The organism is Deefgea rivuli DSM 18356 (assembly GCF_000620145.1).
Taxonomy (GTDB): Bacteria; Pseudomonadota; Gammaproteobacteria; order Burkholderiales; family Chitinibacteraceae; genus Deefgea; species Deefgea rivuli.
This window is the reverse complement of sequence record NZ_JHVM01000003.1, coordinates 131,889-153,438: the sequence shown is the minus strand read 5'-3', so window position 1 is coordinate 153,438 and position 21,550 is coordinate 131,889. Positions and strand designations below refer to the sequence as shown.

Below are 21,550 nucleotides of genomic sequence, written 5' to 3'. Positions count from 1 at the left end.
GTCTTGCCGTACTAAAGTACTGCCTAGGGCCTGACGGTCTTGTCATAAGACTTTTGCACAAGTATTTGATTAGCCGCGTAAAGCGGCGTGGATTTTCTCGGCAAGCGCTTGATTGATGCCGTCGACTTGCATTAATTCATCAACACTGGCCGCTTTGACACCTTGCAAACCACCAAAACGCGCCAGTAATTTCTGCCGCCGTTTTGGGCCTATGCCTTCAACGTCTTCCAAGCTCGAACTCATTCGCGCTTTAGCACGGCGTGCGCGATGCCCAGTAATCGCAAAACGATGCGCTTCATCGCGGATTTGTTGCACCAAATGCAGCCCCGGATGGTCGCGGCGCAATTGTACCGTGTTTCCAGTGCGCGGCACGATCAATTGCTCTAAACCCGGTTTACGGGTTTCACCTTTGGCGACACCGACCAACCATGGCGCAGTCAGACCGATTTCATTCATCACCTCAATCGCAATACCGAGTTGGCCTTTGCCGCCGTCAATCAAAATCACATCAGGCATGACGCCCTCGCCTGCGGCGACTTTTTCATAGCGCCGCATTAAGACTTGCCGCATCGCCGCGTAATCATCCCCTGGTGTAATGACTGCAAAACCGTCTTTGGCAATGCCCGAAGTGGTCGTCGCGATATTGTAGCGACGATATTCTTTGGGTTGCATATCTTGCCGGTCATACACCACGCACGAGGCTACCGTGGCTTCGCCCATCGTGTGCGAAATATCAAAACACTCTAAACGTTGAGTTTCTTCCGGCAAACCGAGCGCTTCAATTAGCGCAGCCAAGCGCCCCGCTTGGTTAAACTTAGCTTGTTGCCGCTGGAGTATTGCCAGCTGCGCATTGCGTGCCGCCATCTCTAGCCAGATACGTCGATCCCCGTTGGGATTACTATTAATGAGCACTTTGCGCTGCGCTTGCTCTGACAGGAGTTCTGCCAAAACTTCGGCTTCTTCGGGTGCGGGCGAACACAAAATCACGCCCGGCGTGCTGCGCTCTAAATAATGTTGCGCTAAAAACGCATGAATCGCTGCGGCAGGCGTGTAATCGTCGGCGTGACTAGGGAAAATATTCTTATCCCCGACATGTCGCCCGCCGCGAACCATCGCCAAATTCACACACAAAATGCCTTCACTTTCGACGCAAGCGACAATATCAGCATCCATTTCGCTGGTATTGGACGATACAAATTGCCGCTCTTGCACTTGCGACAAAGCTTGAATTTGATCGCGCACTGCGGCAGCGCCTTCAAATTGCCATTCGGCGGCCAACGCTTTCATTTTGTTTTCAAGCGTCGCGATGACTTCATTTTCTTTACCCGACAAGAACAACATCGCATTAGCAACGTCTTGACGATAATCCTCTGGCGAAATCAAATCCACGCAAGGCGCAGAGCAGCGTTTGATTTGGTGCAGTAAACAGGGGCGTGAACGATTGCCAAACACCGAGTCTTCACAGGTGCGGAGCAAAAATACTTTTTGCAGCAGTTGAATACTTTCTTTAACCACGTAGCCATTTGGGAACGGGCCAAAGTAAGTATTTTTCTTATCTAGCGTGCCGCGATAGTAGGCGAGGCGTGGGGACTTATGCCCGCTCAACATCACATAAGGATAGGATTTATCGTCTCGAAACAATATGTTATAGCGCGGACTTAAAGCTTTAATTAAGTTGTTCTCAAGCACCAAAGCTTCAGCTTCTGAGCGCACTACCGTCGTTTCAAGCTGAGCCACCTGCGCCAACATCAAGCGAATACGTGGACTTTGATCGTTTTTCTGAAAATAAGAGCCGACGCGTTTTTTGAGGCTTTTGGCTTTGCCGACATACAGCACGGTGCCATCAGCAGCCAAATAGCGATAAACGCCGGGCAAATCGGGAAGGTTTTTAACGATATTCAGTAAAGCTGCGCGTTGTTCAGCATCATCTGACGGGATATTTTCGCTCATTGGCCAGTTCACAAATACGGTGCGAGCAGCAGCAAAGGCACAATCGCAAAAACGGCCGCTAAAATATCGTCAATCATCACGCCAAAGCCGCCTTTTACGTATTGATCCAGCCAGCGAATCGGCCAAGGTTTCAGAATATCAAACAAGCGAAACAGCACAAAGGCAGCAATCCAGCCAGGCATTGTGGCTGGTGCAACGCATAAAACCAGCCACATCGCGACGATTTCATCGATGACAATGCCGCCAAAATCAGGCACGCCTAAATTGCGCCCCGTGATTTCGGCCGCCCACACGCCGATGACAAACATCGGAATGCAAAGTAGCGCAATCGTATTAGTCGAAAAAAACATTTGCAGTAGCGCAAACAAGGGCAAAGCCGCCAACGTACCCCAAGTGCCGGGGGCTTTGCACGGCAAACCGCTACCAAAACCAAAAGCAATAAAATGGGCTGGGTTTTTGATTAAAAACGACCAATTAACAGGGACTTGCGGGGTGTTCTTCATTTGAAATGATCGAATCCAGTGAAGGATAAATCCATGACCTGCCCATCTTCATTCAACACTTGAACTAAGCGAGTTAAACCATTGCGTGGAATAATTTTTCCGACGCGGGATAGCGGCAGGTTGAGTAACTTGCCTAAAGCTAGAATAGCCGCGCGATTTTGCTCGCTGGCGGTAAAGCACAACTCATAATCATCGCCACCCGCAAGGCTGGCCTCAAGCGCCAGCAATGAATCTAATTCTTTTAATTCAATAGCTTGCTGGATTTTATTAAAGTAAATTTCCGCAGCGCAATTAGACTGCTCACAAATGTGTGACAGGTCGCCAATTAGTCCGTCGGAGAGATCCAGCGCTGCGTTAGCTAGTTCGCTCAGCGCCAAGCCCAATTCAACGCGTGGCTGCGGCAGGTCTAAACGTAAGTCGCAACGCTGAGCTGTTTCTGCGTTCAGTTGAGCTCGCTGCGTGCGATGCATCACCGCTGCAGCGGCTGCCCCCAGCAAGCCAGACACCCAAATGTCATCATCAATTTGCGCGCCGCTACGCAGCAAAGCTTTGCCTTTAGGTACTTCGCCAGCAATTTGAATTGAAATCGACAAAGGCCCGCGTGTCGTATCACCACCAATCAGCTCAACGCCAAATTGATCAGCCAGTGCAAACATGCCGCGACTAAACGCAGCTAACCACGCTTCGTCCATTGCTGGCAAAGCCAATGACAGCGTGAACCATGTGGGTTTTGCGCCCATCGCGGCCATGTCGGATAAATTGACCGCAAGGCATTTATGCCCCAGCCGCTCTGGGTCGGCATCGGCAAAAAAATGCCGTCCTGCAACCAGCATATCGACCGAAATCGCCAATTGATGCCCCGGCGTAACGGTGACGAGCGCAGCATCGTCGCCAATGCCTAAATCAACACTGGGCGTGGAGCGAGTAAAATATTGAGCGATTAGATCGAATTCATTCACAACAAAGCCACCCTGCCCGATTGCTCGGGCAGTTTCATTGAAGTAAAAGTTTTCTTGCGTCGTTGTCTCGCCTTGCCGTACCAACTGTACTGCCTAGGCTTGCTCGCCTTGCTATAAAACTTTTACAGGGTCACTTACTTATAATTAAGCGTTACGGCGTTTTGCAGCCGCTGCGGCAAATTCATCCGCGCGAACGAGCGCCGCGAGTTTGTCGAGTACGCCATTCACAAAGCGATGTCCATCCGCGCCGCCAAATGATTTGGTCAGTTCAATCGCTTCGTTGATGATGACTGGATATGGCGTTTCTGGCATAGACACGATTTCATACGCGGCAACGTATAAAACCGCCATTTCAACGATGCTCACTTCATTGAGTGGGCGCTCAACGTGGGGTTCAAGCGCTTTAGTCAGTGGGCCTATGTCTTTAATAACGCCAAACAACACAGCACGGAACAGTAGCTCGTCGCATTTTGGAAAATAAGGCGTGCTATCGCGTAAATAGCGGTCAATATTACTACCGCTCTCATTACTCATTAGCCATTGATAAATGCCTTGCATCGCAAATTCGCGCGCACGACGGCGAGCTGATTTTGGTTTTGCGCGGGGCGCTGCTGGAACTGCTGCGTTTGCTTCACTCATGCTTGTAATGCCTTGATTAAATTAGCCGTTTCAACGACAGTGCGAGCCGCATCACGGCCCTTTTCTTGGATTCGTACTTCTGCTTGTTCGTCGGTATCTGTAGTTAAAATTGCATTGGCAATCGCAATGCCGCAATCCAAGCCTACGCGAGTCACACCCGCGCCAGATTCATTGGCAACGAGTTCAAAATGATAAGTGTCGCCACGAATCACCGCGCCCAGCGCAATCAAGGCATCAAAACGATCGCTTTCTGCCATAGTTTGCAATACAACAGGGATTTCCAGTGCGCCGGCAACACTAACCAATAAAATATCTTCTTGCGCAACGCCCAGCGCCACTAACTCAGCCAAGCACACATCGCGCAGACCTTCACAAACTGGCGTATTAAACCGGCTCATTACCACACCAACACGCATGCCTGCGCCAGAAAAATTAGGTGCAATAGTTGAAATATTATGTGTCATTGCTCTTTTCCTTTAGGTGCCTCAAAGGCAGTAATCTCTAAACCGAAACCCATCATGCTTGGGATTTTTCTTTCGGGTGACATGAGGCGCATACGTCCAACCCCCAAGTCTTTCAACATCTGCGCCCCGATACCATAGGTACGTAAGTCCCATTTTTGCGGCTGATTCAGTTTTAATTCTGGTAGCGCCCGACCCAAAACATCGCTACCTAATTCAGTACGATGCAATAAAATCACCACGCCCTTGCCAGCTTCATTAATCGCATTCAGCGTCGATTCAATATTCCAAGAATGCGAGCGCGCATCTAAATCGATCCAATCCATTACCGACAAAGGCTCGTGCACACGCACGAGGATTTCTTCATCCGGCTCTGGCTGGCCTTTGATCAGCGCCAAATGCGTGGCTGCGGTCAGTTTGTCGCGGTAAACCGCCAAATCAAATTCGCCAGCAAATGTGCGTACAACACGGCGACCAACACATTCGACTAAGGACTCAGTTTGGCTGCGGTAATGAATCAAATCGGCAATCGTACCAATTTTTAGCTGATGTTCTTGCGCGAAAACCAGCAACTCTGGCAAGCGCGCCATCGTGCCATCTTCGTTCATAATTTCACAAATCACCGATGCTGGCGTTAAACCTGCCATCATCGCCAAATCACAGCCCGCCTCAGTATGTCCGGCACGAACCAAGACACCACCAGGTTGCGCCATAATTGGAAATACGTGTCCGGGCGACACCAAATCGCTGGCTTTGGCACCAAACGCGACCGCTTTTTGAATCGTCAAGGCTCTATCATGCGCGGAAATACCCGTCGTTACGCCTTCTGCGGCTTCAATCGACGCGGTAAAATTCGTACCAAACGATGAGCCATTATTTTTAACCATCGTTGGCAGGTTTAAATGCTGGCAGCGCTCTTGATTGAGCGTCAGGCAAATCAAACCACGGCCAAATTTGGCCATAAAATTAATGGCTTCTGGCGTGACAAAATCAGCCGCAAGCACCAAATCACCTTCGTTTTCACGGTCTTCTTCATCAACCAAAACGACCATGCGGCCAGCTTTTAATTCTGCGATGATCTCGCTAACGGGAGCGACTTGGCTTGTAGGTGTAGTGTGGCTCATGCTTTTGCCTCCAAAGACACCATGCGTTCAACGTAACGTGCAATCAGATCGATTTCCAAATTCACACTTTGGCCGACTTGAATCTGCCCTAGCGTTGTAACTGCAAGCGTGTGCGGAATCAGATTGATTGAAAACTCACAACCCTCAGCTGTGTCGCGCACCCAATTGGTCGTTAGCGACACGCCATTCACCACGGCCGAGCCTTTTACCGCCAAGTATTTAGCCAGCGCTTTCGGCGCCAAAATAATCAGCTCGCGGTTTTCGCCAATCGCATCAAAACTAATCACGCGGCCGACACCATCCACATGGCCAGACACCAAATGCCCACCGAGCATATCGCCCAAGCGCATCGCTTTTTCTAAATTAACCGCACCACCGACAACATCCAGCCCTGCGGTACAACGCAGCGATTCATTGGACACATCAATAATATACTTACTCTGGGGTATTAGCTCCACCACGGTCATGCATGCACCGTTGTGAGAGATACTATCCCCCAGGGCGACATTGGAAAGGTCTAAATCCGTAGCGTCGATTGTTAAGCGTACGCCGCCATCAAATGGCTCAAGCGCTTCAATTTGACCGACTGCTTGAATGATTCCTGTAAACATAAGGTTCCTTATTCCGAGTCTTTGGGCGGAAATGCCTCTGGATTTGCGGCTTGAATTCGTTTGGATGACTTGAGCTCATTACAGTGATTGCAAAAATAACTTTTCGCACCGCAAGCCATCAATACTTCAATCGCTTTGCCGCAGTCGGGGCAAAGCAAAGTCGTTGCGTCGGACATTTAAGTCGCTCCTTGCAAGGTCTGCTTAATATCGCTAAAGCGCAATGTAATACGTTGATCCGCACCAACCATGCGTCGCTCAAAAACTTGTGGCTGATATTTTTCGCTTAGCTGCGCGAGGGTAAAGTTCGCCAAGGGCTGGCCATTGCCGATTAAAACAGGCGCTTGGTACAAAATCATTTCGTCCACTAAGCCCGCTTGTAAAAACGCCCCGCATAATGTGCCGCCCGCTTCGATGGTGATTTCGTTGCAACCGCGCTGCGCTAAATGTGTCACCAACGCAGCTAAACCCACGCGTTGGCCGCTTGTCTCGCCAAGGATAATAACTTCGGCACCACTAGCTTCAAGCGCGGCGCGGCGCTCTGATTCTTGCGCGGCAACAATCAATACTTTATCTTGCTGCAAAATTTTGGCATTGGTCGGCGTGCGCATTTGGCTATCGAGTACGACTTTCCACGGCTGGCGCGTTACAGAAAAATCTCGCACATTAAGTTGTGGATCATCAGCTAGTACCGTAGTCACGCCCGTCACCATTGCGCACGATCTTGCACGTAAACGCTGCACATCGGTGCGTGCTGCCGCGCCAGTAATCCACTTGGATTGTCCATCCTTTAGTGCAATTCGACCATCCAGACTTGCCGCAACTTTGATACGAACCCAAGGCTTTTGCAAAATCATGCTGCTAAAAAAGCCTTTGTGATGTTCCAGCGCTGCATCGGCTAAAACGCCGACCTCAACTTCAATCCCATTATCACGCAAACGAGCAATGCCTTGTCCGGCGACCAGTGGGTTAGGGTCGCGCAAAGCAACGACAACTCGGGCTACTTTTGCCTGAATCAAAGCATTTGCGCAAGGTGGCGTTTTACCAAAATGGCTACACGGCTCTAAGGTCACATACGCAGTCGCACCTTGTGTATTTACTCCTGCCATCGCCATCGCCATCGCCAGCGCCATGACTTCAGCATGCGCGCCGCCCGTGGCTTGGCTGTGGCCGTGGCCCAAAATAATGCCGTCTTTTGCAATCACGCAACCCACGCTCGGGTTGGGCGAGCTGCCGCATTCACCCAGTGCGGCGTAGCGCAAGGCTTGTGCCATCATCACAAAATCAATCACCGATGCGCTCATGCGATTATTCCTTGCTCACTTCACGAATGACGTCGCGAAAATCTTCGACATCTTGAAAAGATCGGTAGACAGAGGCAAAGCGGATGTAGGCGACTTTATCCAGTTTGGCGAGCTCAGCAATAACCATTTCGCCGATTTGGCGCGACATGATTTCACGATCGCCGACGGTGAGGACTTTTTGGATGATTCGAGAAAGGGCTTCGTCGACGAGAGGCGTTGGAACGGGGCGTTTGTGCAGTGCGCGCTGGAAGCTGGTACGCACTTTCTCGCGATCAAATTCGGCGCGCTGGCCGTTTTGCTTGACCACTTGCGGCATGCGTACTTCGGCGGTTTCAAATGTGGTGAAGCGTTTGTCGCAAATGGTGCAGCGGCGACGGCGACGAACCGTATCGCCCTCATCGGAAATACGGGAGTCAACTACCTGAGTATCGGGCGAGCCGCAAAATGGACATTTCATAACACGCAAACCTACAAAGAACGAATAAAGAGCATCTTAAGCTGATCGAGACACACAGCCAAGCCAATACCAATTAAATATGACGTATATCAATGCAGTCATTACTGATAAAGAGCTACAGCGATATACGTCATTAAAAACAACAATCTTAATAATGCAAAAAGGTGGAGCAAGGTGCTCCACCTTTCTTTAAATCAACACCAATTACGCGCCGTAAACTGGGAATCGCGCAGTCAATGCTTTTACTTTTTCTGATACGGCTGCGATATTTGCTTCGTCGGTCGGATTATCCAAAACATCAGCAATCAAGTTAGCCACTTCGATTGCTTCTGCTTCTTTAAAGCCACGCGTGGTAATCGCTGGCGCGCCGATACGGATACCTGAAGTCACGAACGGGCTTTCTGGGTCGTTCGGGATCGCGTTTTTGTTCACAGTAATGTGCGCTTTGCTCAGGAAAGCGTCAGCGGCTTTGCCAGTCAAACCTTTAGGGCGCAAATCAACTAAGAACACGTGCGATTCAGTACGGCCAGAAATGATACGCAGGCCGCGTTCAGTCAAGGTTTTTGCCATTGCTTGTGCGTTCAAGATCACTTGCGCTTGGTAAACTTTGAATTCTTCAGTTGCCGCTTCTTTAAATGCAACCGCTTTACCCGCGATGACGTGCATCAATGGGCCACCTTGCAGCGTAGGGAACACGTTTGAATTCAATGATTTTTCGAATTCAGCTTTAGCCAAAATAATGCCGCCACGTGGGCCGCGCAATGTTTTGTGCGTCGTTGAAGTTACGAAGTGAGCGTGTGGTACTGGATTTGGGTAAACACCCGCAGCGATCAAACCAGCGTAATGCGCCATGTCAACCATGAAGTAAGCGCCTACTTTGTCGGCGATTTCACGCATACGTGCCCAGTCAAAACGTAGGGCGTAAGCTGAAGCGCCGCCGATCAACAATTTTGGCTTAGTTTCCATTGCGACGCGTTCCATATCGTCGTAATCGATTTCTTCGTTTTCATTCAAGCCGTAAGCAACGATATTGAATAATTTACCTGACAAGTTCGCTGGCGAACCATGCGTCAAGTGACCGCCGTGACCAAGGTTCATACCCATGATGGTATCGCCCGGTTTTAGGATCGAGAAATACACGGCTTGGTTGGCTTGTGAGCCAGAATGTGGCTGCACATTAGCGTACTCAGCGCCGAACAAAGCTTTTACTCTGTCGATGGCAAGCTGCTCGATCACATCCACGTGTTCGCAGCCACCGTAAAATCGCTTACCTGGATAACCCTCGGCGTATTTATTGGTCAGCTGTGAACCTTGCGCTTCCATAACCGCTGGGCTTGTGTAGTTTTCAGAGGCGATCAATTCGATGTGTTCGTGTTGACGAACAACTTCGGCAGCCATCGCTGCGGCTAGATCTGGATCGTATGAGGCAATAGTTTGTGACTTCGAGAACATAAGCGGATCGCTTCCGATGGCCGTTAAAAGATGGCAGATTCTAACACGTTCAGCACAAATTTGAGATGCACAATCGTCACTTCTTCATGCATGCGGCTCATACTTTCTTTCGTTTCCACGCCTTTAACAAGATCGCTAGTTTGGCTGACCAGCCAATTCTATCGTCAGCTACGGCATCTAAAAACTCAGCAAAGCCTTTGGATTTAGCTACGGTAACAAAAGTCAAAATCAGCATCGTGATGAACACAATGAAGAAATACACCGTGCGATCCCACACCGATTGCTCGGCTAAGGAAAACAAATTCATTCCTAAAAATCCAGTGACGGTGGTGCCAATTAAGCCAAAAATCGTCACGACCGTCAGTCGAACAACCGTATCGGCTTGACGGCGTAAGTCGTCATTCTCTAAATACTGGCTCATACTTTGAATTGAATCGCGCACATCTTGATGCAGACGCAGCACTTCCAAATTTTTATGCAGCATTTGGTAGATTTGATCGGAGATAATTTGATTGGATACTTCGCGAAACCAATAGCGCTGGTTAAAACGCAAAAATGCTTCTTGCAAATGACGTGTTTCACGTTTGAACTGCCGAATCGATTGCGCGTCTTGCAAGTTCAGATTGGCAAGCGCCACCGCAAGTCGATCTGAAAACATTAACAAAGCCGCTTTATGAAAATGCGCGATCAGCGTTAGTAAAAAATACTGGTGGCGAAATTGCCCCAAAGCCCCTGTGTAGGGATCAGAAAAGAAAGAATTGCCGTGCTTACCCACTAAAACAAAAGCATGACCATTGCACATCATTCTGGTTGATGTGGCTTCATTTTTTCGCTCAGGAATCCAAAACCGGTCGTAACAGCACTGCTGCTCGAACTCTTCAAATACTTTACGCGTATAGGGCAAAGCATCACCATCACCAGGCCGAGTGACCATGCCTAGGCGATAAAAGTCTTCTTCAGACAAAGCAAACGGATCATCCACGGCAACATAAGCCAGAATGGGCATTCGATGGTATTCGATTTGTCGATAGCGCAAAGCACCCGTGGCCGCCGAATGATGTAGCACCAAGGGATTGAGCAAATACTCCCAGTGCGCCGCCATTTTCGGTGCGCGATATCGACCAAGGTGGCTTAAATAAGTGGCGCGATCTTCATAATCTGATGAGGCAAGCACCTCACCGTCCTCACCCAACCAAGCGACTTTGCGTAGGCAACTGGCAGCGGTTTGGTTTTCATCCCATTGCGCTGGAAAAGCGCGACCAAAACGAAAGAGCGCATCTTGCACGCGTTTGAGCGGCAAATTGTCACCTTGGATTTCAAACGCGAGGATGACGACATCAATATCGTAAAAGAAATACAGATCGATATGCGCAACGGTAAAGTGATGCACCGCGCCGTCTTTAAACATCATGACGACTTTGCGAACATCATTGCGGCGAAATACATGCAGGGGTGATTGGCCAAAGCTTTTGGCATTTAAATCGTTGGAGCGGCCTTCGCCGTAGAGAAAACGCTGCACATAAGGCAGGAAAGTGACGAATTCGCGGTAATGGCGCTCTTGAAACTCCGCTGGATCGCCATCAAATTCGGTGGGGCGTGGCTGCCACGGAGAGCCGGCAGCCGCGGCTTCGAGCATCAGCATCCAGTGCCGCCCCATCGTACTGCCCTGCCCTGTCGTTTCATAGGGCATCAGCTGCAGAGGCCAGATTAGAATCTGGCGAAAATGTCTTACGATAATATCGGTACTGGTTGCCATGAATTCCTCCACGGTTGCAAGCAGCACCCTAGCTTTACAACCCCTTTACTGCGTAAATGGCCAAGGTATTGCGCCAATAACCTTGGTAATCCATACCACAACCAAACAAGAAGCGATCTTCAACTTCCATGCCGACAAAATCAGCCTTGATGCCTGGGGCTTTACGGTTGTGTTTTTTATCAATCAATACGGCCACATGAACGGCACTCGCGCCTTGCTGCTTACAATACTCAACAATTGCTGCCAACGTGTGACCTTCGTCCAAAATGTCGTCAACAATAATCACAGTGCGGCCACGCAGATCTTCACGTGGTTTTACTTTCCAATCGAGTTCGCCACCGCTAGTTTCATTGCGGTAACGCGTCGCGTGCATATAAGAAATTTCGAGCGGAAAGCGCAGTCGTGGCAATAAATGACCAGAAACAATCAGCCCGCCATTCAGAACGGTATAGACCACAGGATTGGTATGAGCCAAGGCGGCGCACATGGCTTCGCCCATTTTGTCGAGCGCCGCATTCACCTCAACTTCATCATGCAGGCAGTCGGCATTATCAAGAATGGTTCTGGCTTCGGGCAATTGCATCGTCACGATAATTCCTTTTTAGTAATTTCAATACTTCGTCAGTGCTGGGTCATTAATGCATTTAGTTGCACTAACGAGCTACTTAATGCCCAGAAAAATCACAAACGGTAAATAACTTAATGTCTTGTTGCTTCACTAGCTGCGAGCCACCGAGTTCAGGCAAATCAACAATCGCCGCCGCCTCAATCACATTGGCACCAATCCGTTTTAGCAGATTGGCCGCAGCAATCATCGTGCCACCCGTTGCAACCAAATCATCAATCAACAAGACGCGGTCACCCGCTTTACAAGCATCGGCATGGAGTTCAACCGTTGCCGAGCCGTATTCCAGCTCATACTCTTCCGAGATCGTATCAAACGGCAGCTTGCCTTTTTTACGGATCGGCACGAAACCCAAATTCAATTCATAGGCAACGACCGCGCCCAAGATAAACCCACGCGCATCCACCCCAGCAACGACGTCGAGCTGTTGATCCATATAACGATGCACAAAAATATCGACCAACACGCGAAAGGTTTTTTTGTCTTGCAGTAGTGGCGTAATGTCGCGAAACATTACCCCAGCTTGGGGCCAGTTGGGTACGGTACGAATGCGTGAGCGAATATAATCGGCATACGGCGGCTCATCTAAGCTGGGATTGATCATTGTTTTTCTCTTAATGGAAAAAGGCGAATTTAAAAATCCACAGCGCCGTAATCACTAGCACGGCCACGCTCAAATCTTTGTAGCGTCCAGCCAAGAGTTTGATTACGGTATAGCTAATAAAACCAAAAGCGATACCATCGGCAATCGAGAACGTAAATGGCATTGCAAATGCAGTCATTACAGCGGGAGCAGACTCAGTTAAATCATCCCATTCGATTTCAGCCAGACCACGCGCCATTAAGACGGCGACATAGCACAGTGCCGGTGCTGTTGCATAAGCAGGCACCGTTGCAGCTAATGGTGAGAACCATAGTGCAGCCAAAAATAGCAGCGACACCACCAAAGCCGTTAAACCCGTGCGCCCGCCTACAGCCGTGCCTGCAGCAGATTCAATATACGCAGTGGTCGATGAAGTTCCCATTGCGGCGCCTGCGGTAATGGCAACAGAATCCGCCAGCAGCGCTTTTTTCAGACGAGGCAATTTGCCGTCTTTATCCAGCAAACCTGCGCGGTGTGACACACCAATCAAAGTGCCCGTCGTATCAAATAAATCGACAAAAAAGAACACGAAAATCACACCAAGCAAGCCAGCGTTTAAAGCCCCAGCTAAATCCATTTGCATAAAGGTCGGCGCCATTGAAGGCGGCATTGAAAATACGCCTTTAAACTCGCTCAAACCCAAAGCAATCGACAGTAAAGTAATGGTTAGAATAGAAATAATGATAGAGCCATGGATCTTGCGATATTCCATCGCGACGATCATGAAAAAGCCCAAAATCGCCAATAAGGTTTGCGGCGCATGGATATTGCCCAGTGTCACCAAAGTCGCTGGAGACGCCACAACCACGCCAGCATTTTTAAGCGCAATAATCGCCAAAAACATACCGACACCCGCAGAAATAGCGAGCTTTAATGAGTAAGGGATCGCATTAACAATCGCTTCACGCACTTTAAACAAACTCACAACGAGGAAAATAATACCGGAAATAAACACAGCACCCAGCGCGGTTTGCCACGGCACGCCCATGCCTTGTACAACGGTGAAAGTGAAGTAAGCGTTTAAGCCCATGCCTGGTGCGAGCGCGATGGGATAATTGGCAACCAAGGCCATAATCGCAGTGCCCAGCGCAGCAGCCAAACACGTCGCAACAAACACCGCGTTAAAATCCATCCCTGTTAATGCCAGAATCGATGGATTCACAAAGACGATATAAGCCATCGTTAAAAACGTCGTCAATCCAGCAATGACTTCAGTTCTAACATCTGTGCCATGCTCTTTGAGCTTAAAAAATGACTCCAACATACCTATTCCCCGCGCTGTGTATTGTTATTTGTTATAAATAAGTTATCGTGCAAAAGTTTTATGGCAAGGCGTCGAAGCCGCAGGCAGTACAGACGTACGACAAGGCGAGACAACAATGCAAGAAAAATTTTGCTTTATTACTTAAAAGCGAGCACGTGGCTCGCTTTTTAATACCTAGCTTTAACTTAGCCCGCAATACCCAGCAAAGCCAAAATACCGATTAATGCAAAAATCCCTGCGGCAACAAAACGAACCATTTGCAGCAAATGCATTCGTGCCGAAATCCAATTGCCTAAAAATACCGCAGGCACATTAGCCAGCATCATGCCAACCGTTGTTCCCATTACGACCTGCCATAAAGGGCTGTACTTTAGCGCGAGCGCAACGGTTGCTACTTGTGTTTTGTCACCAATCTCAGCAAAAAAGAATGCAATTGTCGTTGCAATGAATGCGCCATACGGTTTGACTTGTGATTCCTCTTCCGAAATTTGATCGGGAATCAAGGCCCAACAGGCGATTGCCAAAAAGCCAATCCCCACAACCCAGCGCAAAACATCTGCCGAAATTAGGCCCGCCACTTGCTGGCCTATCCATGCTGCAGCAAAGTGATTCAAGACGGTAGCAACAAAAATGCCCGCGATAATCGGCATCGGCCGACGAAAACGGGCAGCAAGAATCAATGACAGCAATTGGGTTTTGTCGCCCATTTCAGCAATGGCAACAACACCGGTAGAAATTAAAAAGGTATCAAACATCAAACTAACGCTCCGGATGGGCAGGACATGAAGCTATCGCCGCGGCCCATCCTTGAGCACGGTCAATAGCTTCAGGTCTCGTCAGGCGATGTGAACCTCACATTCGCTGCCTGCACCATGCGGCATACCGCAAATATGTTGATGCAAGCCCCGCTCAAATTGATAAATTCAATGAGGCGGTCGACTACTCCCCCGAAGGGTAAGGCGGCATTTTATCGCTGTTTGACGATTGAGTGCAAATAAGGGATTTACCTTGCTTGCGAACTCGGCTGTAAACACGCTTGCAAAACGCCTTTGCAAGCATCTTCAATTAAATCAAGTACATGCTCAAATCCCTGCTCGCCGCCGTAGTAAGGATCGGGCACTTCTTGCTCGGTAAATTTGCTTGAAAAAACCAAAAACAATTGAATTTTGGACTGAAATTCGGCCGGGCAATGCTGTTTTAGATAGGAAAGATGGCTTTTATCCATCGCCAAAATCAAATCATACTCGGCGTAATCCTGCGCATTGACTTGCCTCGCCCGCAATGCAGATAAATCATAACCACGGCGTAAAGCGTGTTTTTGCGAGCGCCGATCCGGTGCTTCGCCAATGTGATAGCTTTGTGTACCCGCTGAATCCACCTCAATCCGCCCACCCAAGCGCTGCTCAGCCACGAAATGTCGCAGCACGCCATCCGCCGTCGGGCTGCGACAAATATTTCCGGTACAGACCATGAGAACTTTTTGCATTATTGCTTCCTATGGGGCATTTTATTTTGGCATTCTAACAAGCCGGAATCCCCACTGTCAGCGCCAAGCCACCCAAAGACGTTTCTTTGTAAATATTGTGCATATCCATGCCGGTGCGGTACATCGTTTCGATGACTTTATCCAAGCTCACTTTATGCTCGCCATTTTCCATCAGCGCCAGTTGCGCGATTTTGATGGCTTTTTCAGCGGCAACACCGTTGCGCTCCACACAAGGAATTTGCACCAAGCCGCCGACCGGATCGCAAGTCAGCCCTAAATGATGCTCCATACCGATTTCTGCCGCATTTTCGACTTGCTCTAAAGTGCCGCCCAACACTGCGCAATACGCGCCCGCCGCCATCGAACAGGCGACGCCCACTTCACCCTGACAGCCCACTTCGGCACCAGAAATCGATGCATTCATTTTGTACAACATACCAATCGCGGCAGCAGTCAGAAGAAAATCCACGATACCGGCATCATTCGCCGTCGGCGTGAAATTACGGTAATACTGCAACACCGCCGGAATAATCCCCGCCGCGCCATTGGTTGGCGCGGTGACAATTCGGCCGCCGCTGGCGTTCTCTTCCGACACAGCAAACGCATAAATCATTGGCCACAACATAAAATCGGCGCGCCCCGTCAACTGCATGCCGACCATTTTGCGAAAAATCGCTGGCGCGCGGCGTTTTACGTGATACACGCCGGGCAATTCACCCTCGCGCGTACAGCCATTGTGTATGCACTGCTGCATCACATTGGCGATCTCAAGCAATTGCTCGCGTACGGCGCTTTCGGATTGCGTCGCCAATTCATTCGCCATGACGATTTGCGCGATTGATTTTTTCTGCGCACGGCAGTGCAACAGCAAATCTTCGGCAGTGCGAAACGGAAATGGAACCATCTCTTCATCTGTGCGGATTTGACCAAACTCGGCCTCGCTAACCACAAATCCGCCACCAATTGAAAAATACACTTCGTTGGCGATCACTTGACCGTCCGCATTAAAAGCACGAAATTTCAATCCATTTGGGTGTTGCTTTAAAAACATGTGCTTTTGTAAATTTAAATCTTGGGTAAAATTAAAAGCGATGCAGTGCGTGCCGGATAAGTTCAACTGTGCATCAGCTTGTTGCAATTGATTTAAACGCACGCCAACTATCTCTGGATCAATACCTCTCGGTGTATTGCCTTCTAAGCCAAGTAGCGTAGCACCTACAGTGCCATGCCCCTCCCCTGTCAGTGCCAGCGAACCGTATAAATCAACCTTGATGCGGGCGACTTGCTGTAATTGATGCGCAAGTAAGAGTTGATCGACAAATCGTTTCGCCGCCGCCATCGGCCCCACGGTATGCGAGCTAGAAGGGCCAATTCCAATTTTAAATAAATCAAAAACACTTAACATACACACCTCCATCAGCAGGATCGCTACTGACTGTATTCGCGGCGAGCCAGGCGGTTTGCCCAGCCCCCAATTTTCAAATTACAAGTAGCTACCGATAAAGTCGCCAACAATCCCAACCATACCCATGACGAAAATAAACCCAGCGGTACGCGATTGATAAATCATCAGGCGTGGAATACGTTTCATCAGCATCACTGGCATCAAGTAGGCGTAGATCGCAATCACGGGAGCAGACAAAGCACCAATGATTTTGAGAATCGGCGGGTTATAAACGGCGAGGAACCACAGCCCAACCATCATAATCAGCGTCACGATCAGATTGATTTTCTTAAGATCAAGTCGTGCTTCGTCACTTGGATTTTTCCAAGTCATCACACGCGTGGTAATTCCGACCAAACCTTCGCGCGTGCCGACAAAATGGCCAAAGTAGGAACTGGCAATCGCTAAAAACGCGATAACTGGGATTAAATATTTCAAAAATGGCTGCGAAACCAGCAGGGAAATCGTCGTTAAAATATCGACGTTATTCTGTTGCGATGCCGCCAAAACTTCAGGCGACGTCGCCAGCACCATAGAAAACACAAAGAACATCACAAACACCAAGAGAATCAGTGAGGTCCATTTGATAATGCCATCCGTGCGTTTTACCGCTTCATCAGCGCTGTATTGGCTGCGATACGACGAGGCTAACGTTGAGCAAACCGGCGAAAAATTCATCGCAAAAACTAAAATCGGAAACAAGAGCAATAAATTCTTAAACACACTCCCCGCTTCAAATGGCACGTCTAGAATCGACAAATTCCATTGCGGAATCATATAAATCGACAAACCTGCCAACATGATAATCAGTGGAAACGTCATTAATGACGTCACGCGCACCATGAATTTTTCACCTGCCAAAATCACACCGGTTAAACCCACCAGCAGCAAAAAGGTCAGCAACGTGCGAGAAAAGCCTTCAATCCCGAGCTGATTGTGCAAGAAAGACGCGACGATATTGGTGACACCCGTGGCGTAGCCGACGCAGATCGTCACAATCGAGAGGAAATACAAAATCGATACGGCAAAGCCCACATTGCGGCCTAAATCGTACTCAACCGCGCCAATGATGTCGGTTGGCTTAGGGCAAGACGCCACCACACGTGTAATCCCGCGATGCGCCACATAGGTCACGGGGAAAATAATCGCCGTTAAAATCAGCATCGGCCAAATACCGCCTAAGCCCGCCCGAATCGGCAAATACAAAATCCCCGCGCCCACCGCAGTACCAAAACAGGTTAAAACCCACTCCCAATCTTTCCGATCTAATTTCATGTTCCCACCCTTTGAAATGTGTCCATACCGGATCGCGATATGTAGTAGTGCGTGAATGGATTACACGCGCTTCGCATAAACATTACTGTAAAAAATTTACATAAAGTATTAGGGATTTAATTAGGCATTGATTTGAAACAGAAATACTCTGTTCACTAGGAGTTGACCGTATATCGCAACGAGCAGAATTGTCGTAGTGAAGGCATTCAATGTGAAAATGAATGAGAGTCGATAAAAGATTTTAGTGTGAACTAGAACGGATAATTTAGCATGGGTATTGACCTGTAATCATTTATTTACAATGGCTACGTACCAATACCCATGCAGAATTATTCTTCTGCATGAAGCCGAAAAAACCACCGCAGTACAGATTGGCGCAAGCACGGTATCGCCAGAAGGCATTTCACCATGCGGCGCAATTCGCTTCGCTCATTGTCGCCCTACGAAATCATTGCGGCATACGTGATGATCATGTTATGAATTGTTATTGCCAACTAAATTTGATGCCGCTCGCGTAAATATATAGAGGTTGTCACCTTTTGAGTTGTATTCGTGGCGAAGTAAACCATATTCAAGCAATATTTTAAGATCATCGTTCACAAACCTTGGCTCGGTTATTTCTAGTCCTCCGCTAGTTTCGATAAACAGATATTGAGAGCCTCCCGTCCTTTTCACTTCGAGAACTTTTGTTGCTCCAGACGCTTGAAATTGCTCGAGTATATTTACTGCTTGCCCTGAAAGAGTAGCACTTGGATTTACTGCATTTGCCAATACATCAAAACCATCAATGGTGCTAGCAAAAGCAGTTATTGCTGCATCAATTTTATCCAATTTTTCTTTAAAGAGTTTATGGTCTTGATTAAGAAGAGCCTTAATATAAATTGTGGTATTTACGTTTAACTCAAGAAGTCCTTTAGTTTCCGTATGATTCGCTTTCGCAAGCCATTCCATGAAGTCATTGAATTCAAGTTGGGCTTGGCTTCCCCTCTCGGATCGGTATTGACCAAGTAAACCAACAATTACCGCGAATGATTCAGCTACCAAAATCTATTCTCCATTTCTCGTAATTTAAACGTGAAATCTACGTGTTTGACTCAACGCTGCAAGCGGGGCTAGCGCTAAGCCTGCAATCCAACGTTGATCGCGAACAGCAATGATAACCAGTATTGCCACCTAATCATTACAATACAATGGCTGGATGGCAATACCCATCATCAAACTACTCTTCAGAATTAAGCTGCAAAGCCCACATTTGCGCGTAAACGCCGTTTTGCTCTAACAGGCTACGGTGATTGCCGCGTTCAACGATTTGCCCGTCACGCATCACCAAAATCTCATCGGCATCCGAAATTGTCGACAAACGGTGCGCCACGACCAAGGTCGTGCGATTGGCTGAAATCGCTTTTAGCTCAGCTTGAATCGCTTTTTCGGTGTGCGAATCGAGTGCGCTGGTGGCTTCGTCGAAAATCAAAATCGGTGGATTTTTGAGGATGGTGCGCGCAATCGCGACGCGTTGCTTTTCGCCACCCGACAATTTCAAGCCGCGCTCACCGACGGTCGTTTCAAAACCGTCTGGCAAACCCAAAATAAAGTCGTAAATATGCGCCGATTTGGCCGCTTCGATGACTTCTTCTTTGCTCGCTGTCGGGCGACCGTAGGCGATATTGTAATAAATCGTGTCGTTAAACAGTACCGTATCTTGCGGCACAATCCCGATGTGTGCGCGCAGGCTGGCTTGGCTTAAGTCGCGCAAATCGGTGCCATTAATGCTGATTTTGCCGCTATCAACATCGTAAAAACGATAGAGCAAGCGCGACAAGGTCGATTTACCCGCACCACTCGCCCCCACTACCGCAACGGTTTTACCGGCTGGAATGCTAAAGCTCACATCCTGCAAGATTTGCCGATTGTCTTCATAACCAAATTGAATATGGCTAAATTCAACGGCGGCCTGCGTCGTTTGCAAGGTTTGCGCGTTCGGCGCATCTTGAATTTCTGCGCCTTTGCCGAGCAAACCAAACATTTTTTCCATATCGGCCAGCGAGTTTTTAATTTCTCGATACACAAAACCCAAAAAATTGAGCGGACCGTAGAGTTGCAGCAAGAACGCGTTTACCAACACCAAATCGCCCAAAGTCATCGTGCCTTTGACGACGCCATCGGCGGCCATGCCGACCAAGAGCGTAATGCCGACGGCGATAATGCTGGCTTGCACCGCATTCAAAAACGACAGCGAAACTTGATTATTCACCGCTGCGACTTCCCATTTTTGCATGCTGCGGTCATAGCGATCTGCTTCCCAGCGCTCGTTGCCAAAGTATTTGACCGTTTCGTAATTGATTAAACTATCAATCGCACGGGTGTTCGCTTTGGAATCCATCTCGTTCATATCGCGGCGAAAGCGCATGCGCCATTCAGTAATCCCCAGCGTAAACGCGATGTAAATCCCCACCGTACCAAAAGTCACAGCGGCGAATTTCCAGTCGTATTTTTTCAGCAAAATAATCGCGACCAAGCTGATTTCGACCAAGGTGGGCAGAATATTGAACAGCATAAAGTTCAATAAAAACGCAATCCCTTTGGTGCCGCGATCAATGTCGCGGCTCATGCCGCCAGTTTGGCGCTCTAAATGAAAACGTAGTGATAAGCGATGCAAATGCTCGAACACTTGCAGCGCCACTTTGCGAATGGCGCCCTGCGTGACTTTGGCAAACACCGCATCGCGCAACTCGCCCAAAATCGCCGTCGACAAACGCAATGCGCCATAGGCCAAAATGAGAGACAGCGGCAATAGCAGCGCGGTATTTTTAGCGCCGAGATGATCGACAATGTCTTTGAGCACCAAAGGCACGGCGACGCTGGCAAATTTGGCGACAAATAATAAGGTTAAGGCGGCAGCGACCCTGAACTTGTACTGCATTAAATACGGCAATAAAGTCGAAATGGTTTGCCAATCGTTACGCGATTGCGGAGCAGGCTTGGTTTCTGTTGATGGGGGCATTAATGCAGTGTCCGTGGCATAGAAAGGATAAATGGGCTGATTTCGGCATCAAACTCAGTGCCATCGGCGGCGACCATTTGATAACTGCCGCGCATGGTGCCGACTGGCGAATTAAGCGTCACACCGCTGGTGTATTCAAAGCTTTGCCCGGGTGCGAGTTCAGGATGTTCGCCAATCACTCCGGGCCCCTTCACTTCTTGCTTGCGGCCTTCCGCGTCTTCAATAATCCAGTGCCGCGACAGCAATTTCGCCGCAATCGAGCCTTCGTTACTGATGGTGATTTGATAAGCAAACGTGTATTGCTCGGCGTTCACGTCCGATTGCTCCGCCAAATAAAATGGCCGCGCCTGCACGCTGATTTTATAAGAATGTTCCATAAATTTTCCTCGGGTGCGCTGGGTAAATAGGCTACTGGTACGACAGTTTACCAGTCTGCTCGCAGCATAAGCACTCATGCAAAAGTTTTATGGCAATGCGGACAAGCCGCAGGCATACACCGCAACGGCAAAGCAGGACAATCAGATAGGAATATTGCTTAGCTGACTTATTGAGCAAAGTCATCAGCTTTTCGCGATAAACTGTCACACTATTCGGATTAG

Annotated in this window: 22 protein-coding genes and 1 riboswitch; all 22 genes read right to left on the bottom strand. The window is 48.8% G+C overall.

Going from position 1 to position 21,550, the window contains the following annotated elements; genetic code table 11:
* Positions 1–69: 69 nt before the first annotated feature.
* Positions 70–1,950, bottom strand: a complete 1,881-nt coding sequence (gene uvrC, locus Q320_RS0100735) for an excinuclease ABC subunit UvrC (protein WP_051534349.1) — start codon at positions 1,948–1,950, stop codon at positions 70–72.
* An 8-nt stretch (positions 1,951–1,958) separates the two neighbouring features.
* On the bottom strand, positions 1,959–2,453 hold the full coding sequence (locus tag Q320_RS0100730) for a phosphatidylglycerophosphatase A family protein (RefSeq protein WP_027467405.1): 495 nt from the start codon (positions 2,451–2,453) through the stop codon (positions 1,959–1,961).
* Positions 2,450–3,412, bottom strand: a complete 963-nt coding sequence (gene thiL, locus Q320_RS0100725; protein WP_027467404.1) for a thiamine-phosphate kinase — start codon at positions 3,410–3,412, stop codon at positions 2,450–2,452. Before thiL ends, Q320_RS0100730 begins: the two co-directional genes overlap by 4 nt.
* Before the next feature lie 144 nt (positions 3,413–3,556).
* Positions 3,557–4,051, bottom strand: a complete 495-nt coding sequence (gene nusB / locus Q320_RS0100720) for a transcription antitermination factor NusB (RefSeq protein ID WP_027467403.1) — start codon at positions 4,049–4,051, stop codon at positions 3,557–3,559.
* On the bottom strand, positions 4,048–4,515 hold the full coding sequence (ribH, locus tag Q320_RS0100715) for a 6,7-dimethyl-8-ribityllumazine synthase (protein WP_027467402.1): 468 nt from the start codon (positions 4,513–4,515) through the stop codon (positions 4,048–4,050). Before ribH ends, nusB begins: the two co-directional genes overlap by 4 nt.
* Complete coding sequence (ribBA, locus tag Q320_RS0100710; RefSeq protein WP_027467401.1) at positions 4,512–5,636, bottom strand: bifunctional 3,4-dihydroxy-2-butanone-4-phosphate synthase/GTP cyclohydrolase II; 1,125 nt, start codon at positions 5,634–5,636, stop codon at positions 4,512–4,514. Before ribBA ends, ribH begins: the two co-directional genes overlap by 4 nt.
* Entirely contained in the window at positions 5,633–6,247 is a 615-nt protein-coding gene (locus tag Q320_RS0100705; RefSeq protein WP_027467400.1) for a riboflavin synthase, read from the bottom strand. The genes ribBA and Q320_RS0100705 overlap by 4 nt, the downstream gene beginning before the upstream one ends.
* Before the next feature lie 8 nt (positions 6,248–6,255).
* A complete protein-coding gene (locus tag Q320_RS21140; protein ID WP_084282230.1) occupies positions 6,256–6,423 on the bottom strand; it encodes a YfgJ family double zinc ribbon protein in 168 nt (55 codons plus the stop codon).
* Positions 6,424–7,548: a bifunctional diaminohydroxyphosphoribosylaminopyrimidine deaminase/5-amino-6-(5-phosphoribosylamino)uracil reductase RibD gene (ribD, locus tag Q320_RS17880; protein ID WP_035851587.1), complete on the bottom strand. Its 1,125-nt coding sequence runs from the start codon at positions 7,546–7,548 to the stop codon at positions 6,424–6,426.
* Between the two features lie 4 nt (positions 7,549–7,552).
* Positions 7,553–8,005, bottom strand: coding sequence for a transcriptional regulator NrdR (gene nrdR, locus Q320_RS0100690; protein WP_027467399.1), 453 nt, complete (start codon positions 8,003–8,005; stop codon positions 7,553–7,555).
* A gap of 204 nt (positions 8,006–8,209) precedes the next feature.
* On the bottom strand, positions 8,210–9,457 hold the full coding sequence (gene glyA / locus Q320_RS0100685) for a serine hydroxymethyltransferase (RefSeq protein ID WP_027467398.1): 1,248 nt from the start codon (positions 9,455–9,457) through the stop codon (positions 8,210–8,212).
* Between the two features lie 97 nt (positions 9,458–9,554).
* The gene (locus Q320_RS0100680) at positions 9,555–11,213 is read right to left on the bottom strand and encodes a CorA family divalent cation transporter (protein WP_035851584.1); all 1,659 of its coding nucleotides are present in this window, start codon (positions 11,211–11,213) and stop codon (positions 9,555–9,557) included.
* 34 nt (positions 11,214–11,247) lie between these two features.
* Positions 11,248–11,796 (bottom strand): hypoxanthine-guanine phosphoribosyltransferase, encoded by a 549-nt coding sequence (locus Q320_RS0100675; protein WP_245590952.1) that lies wholly within the window; start codon positions 11,794–11,796, stop codon positions 11,248–11,250.
* Between the two features lie 82 nt (positions 11,797–11,878).
* The gene (locus Q320_RS0100670; protein WP_027467395.1) at positions 11,879–12,442 is read right to left on the bottom strand and encodes an adenine phosphoribosyltransferase; all 564 of its coding nucleotides are present in this window, start codon (positions 12,440–12,442) and stop codon (positions 11,879–11,881) included.
* Between the two features lie 10 nt (positions 12,443–12,452).
* The gene (locus Q320_RS0100665) at positions 12,453–13,745 is read right to left on the bottom strand and encodes an NCS2 family permease (RefSeq protein ID WP_027467394.1); all 1,293 of its coding nucleotides are present in this window, start codon (positions 13,743–13,745) and stop codon (positions 12,453–12,455) included.
* A 185-nt stretch (positions 13,746–13,930) separates the two neighbouring features.
* A complete protein-coding gene (locus tag Q320_RS0100660; protein WP_035851580.1) occupies positions 13,931–14,500 on the bottom strand; it encodes a TMEM165/GDT1 family protein in 570 nt (189 codons plus the stop codon).
* Between the two features lie 83 nt (positions 14,501–14,583).
* Positions 14,584–14,699, bottom strand: a riboswitch (yybP-ykoY riboswitch).
* A gap of 49 nt (positions 14,700–14,748) precedes the next feature.
* On the bottom strand, positions 14,749–15,231 hold the full coding sequence (locus Q320_RS0100655) for a low molecular weight protein-tyrosine-phosphatase (RefSeq protein WP_156938942.1): 483 nt from the start codon (positions 15,229–15,231) through the stop codon (positions 14,749–14,751).
* A 34-nt stretch (positions 15,232–15,265) separates the two neighbouring features.
* Positions 15,266–16,636 (bottom strand): L-serine ammonia-lyase, encoded by a 1,371-nt coding sequence (locus tag Q320_RS0100650; RefSeq protein ID WP_027467391.1) that lies wholly within the window; start codon positions 16,634–16,636, stop codon positions 15,266–15,268.
* A 78-nt stretch (positions 16,637–16,714) separates the two neighbouring features.
* Positions 16,715–17,950 carry an amino acid permease gene (locus Q320_RS0100645; RefSeq protein WP_051534348.1) on the bottom strand — a complete coding sequence of 412 codons (1,236 nt, stop codon included), beginning with the start codon at positions 17,948–17,950 and terminating at the stop codon, positions 16,715–16,717.
* Between the two features lie 474 nt (positions 17,951–18,424).
* The gene (locus Q320_RS0100640; protein WP_051534347.1) at positions 18,425–18,994 is read right to left on the bottom strand and encodes a hypothetical protein; all 570 of its coding nucleotides are present in this window, start codon (positions 18,992–18,994) and stop codon (positions 18,425–18,427) included.
* 175 nt (positions 18,995–19,169) lie between these two features.
* Positions 19,170–20,951 carry an ABCB family ABC transporter ATP-binding protein/permease gene (locus Q320_RS0100635; protein ID WP_027467388.1) on the bottom strand — a complete coding sequence of 594 codons (1,782 nt, stop codon included), beginning with the start codon at positions 20,949–20,951 and terminating at the stop codon, positions 19,170–19,172.
* Entirely contained in the window at positions 20,951–21,328 is a 378-nt protein-coding gene (apaG, locus tag Q320_RS0100630; RefSeq protein WP_027467387.1) for a Co2+/Mg2+ efflux facilitator ApaG/CorD, read from the bottom strand. Before apaG ends, Q320_RS0100635 begins: the two co-directional genes overlap by 1 nt.
* Positions 21,329–21,550 lie beyond the last annotated feature (222 nt).

What these genes read in the sequence shown, in the direction of transcription:
- ribH (WP_027467402.1), bottom strand. Translation starts at nt 4,515, where the DNA reads ATGACACATAATATTTCAACTATTGCACCTAATTTTTCTGGCGCAGGC.
- Q320_RS0100655 (WP_156938942.1), bottom strand. Translation starts at nt 15,231, where the DNA reads ATGCAAAAAGTTCTCATGGTCTGTACCGGAAATATTTGTCGCAGCCCG.
- Q320_RS0100650 (WP_027467391.1), bottom strand. Translation starts at nt 16,636, where the DNA reads ATGTTAAGTGTTTTTGATTTATTTAAAATTGGAATTGGCCCTTCTAGC.
- Q320_RS21140 (WP_084282230.1), bottom strand. Translation starts at nt 6,423, where the DNA reads ATGTCCGACGCAACGACTTTGCTTTGCCCCGACTGCGGCAAAGCGATT.
- Q320_RS0100665 (WP_027467394.1), bottom strand. Translation starts at nt 13,745, where the DNA reads ATGTTGGAGTCATTTTTTAAGCTCAAAGAGCATGGCACAGATGTTAGA.
- apaG (WP_027467387.1), bottom strand. Translation starts at nt 21,328, where the DNA reads ATGGAACATTCTTATAAAATCAGCGTGCAGGCGCGGCCATTTTATTTG.
- Q320_RS0100705 (WP_027467400.1), bottom strand. Translation starts at nt 6,247, where the DNA reads ATGTTTACAGGAATCATTCAAGCAGTCGGTCAAATTGAAGCGCTTGAG.
- Q320_RS0100730 (WP_027467405.1), bottom strand. Translation starts at nt 2,453, where the DNA reads ATGAAGAACACCCCGCAAGTCCCTGTTAATTGGTCGTTTTTAATCAAA.
- ribBA (WP_027467401.1), bottom strand. Translation starts at nt 5,636, where the DNA reads ATGAGCCACACTACACCTACAAGCCAAGTCGCTCCCGTTAGCGAGATC.
- glyA (WP_027467398.1), bottom strand. Translation starts at nt 9,457, where the DNA reads ATGTTCTCGAAGTCACAAACTATTGCCTCATACGATCCAGATCTAGCC.
- Q320_RS0100660 (WP_035851580.1), bottom strand. Translation starts at nt 14,500, where the DNA reads ATGTTTGATACCTTTTTAATTTCTACCGGTGTTGTTGCCATTGCTGAA.
- Q320_RS0100645 (WP_051534348.1), bottom strand. Translation starts at nt 17,950, where the DNA reads ATGAAATTAGATCGGAAAGATTGGGAGTGGGTTTTAACCTGTTTTGGT.
- nusB (WP_027467403.1), bottom strand. Translation starts at nt 4,051, where the DNA reads ATGAGTGAAGCAAACGCAGCAGTTCCAGCAGCGCCCCGCGCAAAACCA.
- Q320_RS0100635 (WP_027467388.1), bottom strand. Translation starts at nt 20,951, where the DNA reads ATGCCCCCATCAACAGAAACCAAGCCTGCTCCGCAATCGCGTAACGAT.
- uvrC (WP_051534349.1), bottom strand. Translation starts at nt 1,950, where the DNA reads ATGAGCGAAAATATCCCGTCAGATGATGCTGAACAACGCGCAGCTTTA.
- Q320_RS0100670 (WP_027467395.1), bottom strand. Translation starts at nt 12,442, where the DNA reads ATGATCAATCCCAGCTTAGATGAGCCGCCGTATGCCGATTATATTCGC.
- nrdR (WP_027467399.1), bottom strand. Translation starts at nt 8,005, where the DNA reads ATGAAATGTCCATTTTGCGGCTCGCCCGATACTCAGGTAGTTGACTCC.
- Q320_RS0100680 (WP_035851584.1), bottom strand. Translation starts at nt 11,213, where the DNA reads ATGGCAACCAGTACCGATATTATCGTAAGACATTTTCGCCAGATTCTA.
- ribD (WP_035851587.1), bottom strand. Translation starts at nt 7,548, where the DNA reads ATGAGCGCATCGGTGATTGATTTTGTGATGATGGCACAAGCCTTGCGC.
- Q320_RS0100675 (WP_245590952.1), bottom strand. Translation starts at nt 11,796, where the DNA reads ATGCAATTGCCCGAAGCCAGAACCATTCTTGATAATGCCGACTGCCTG.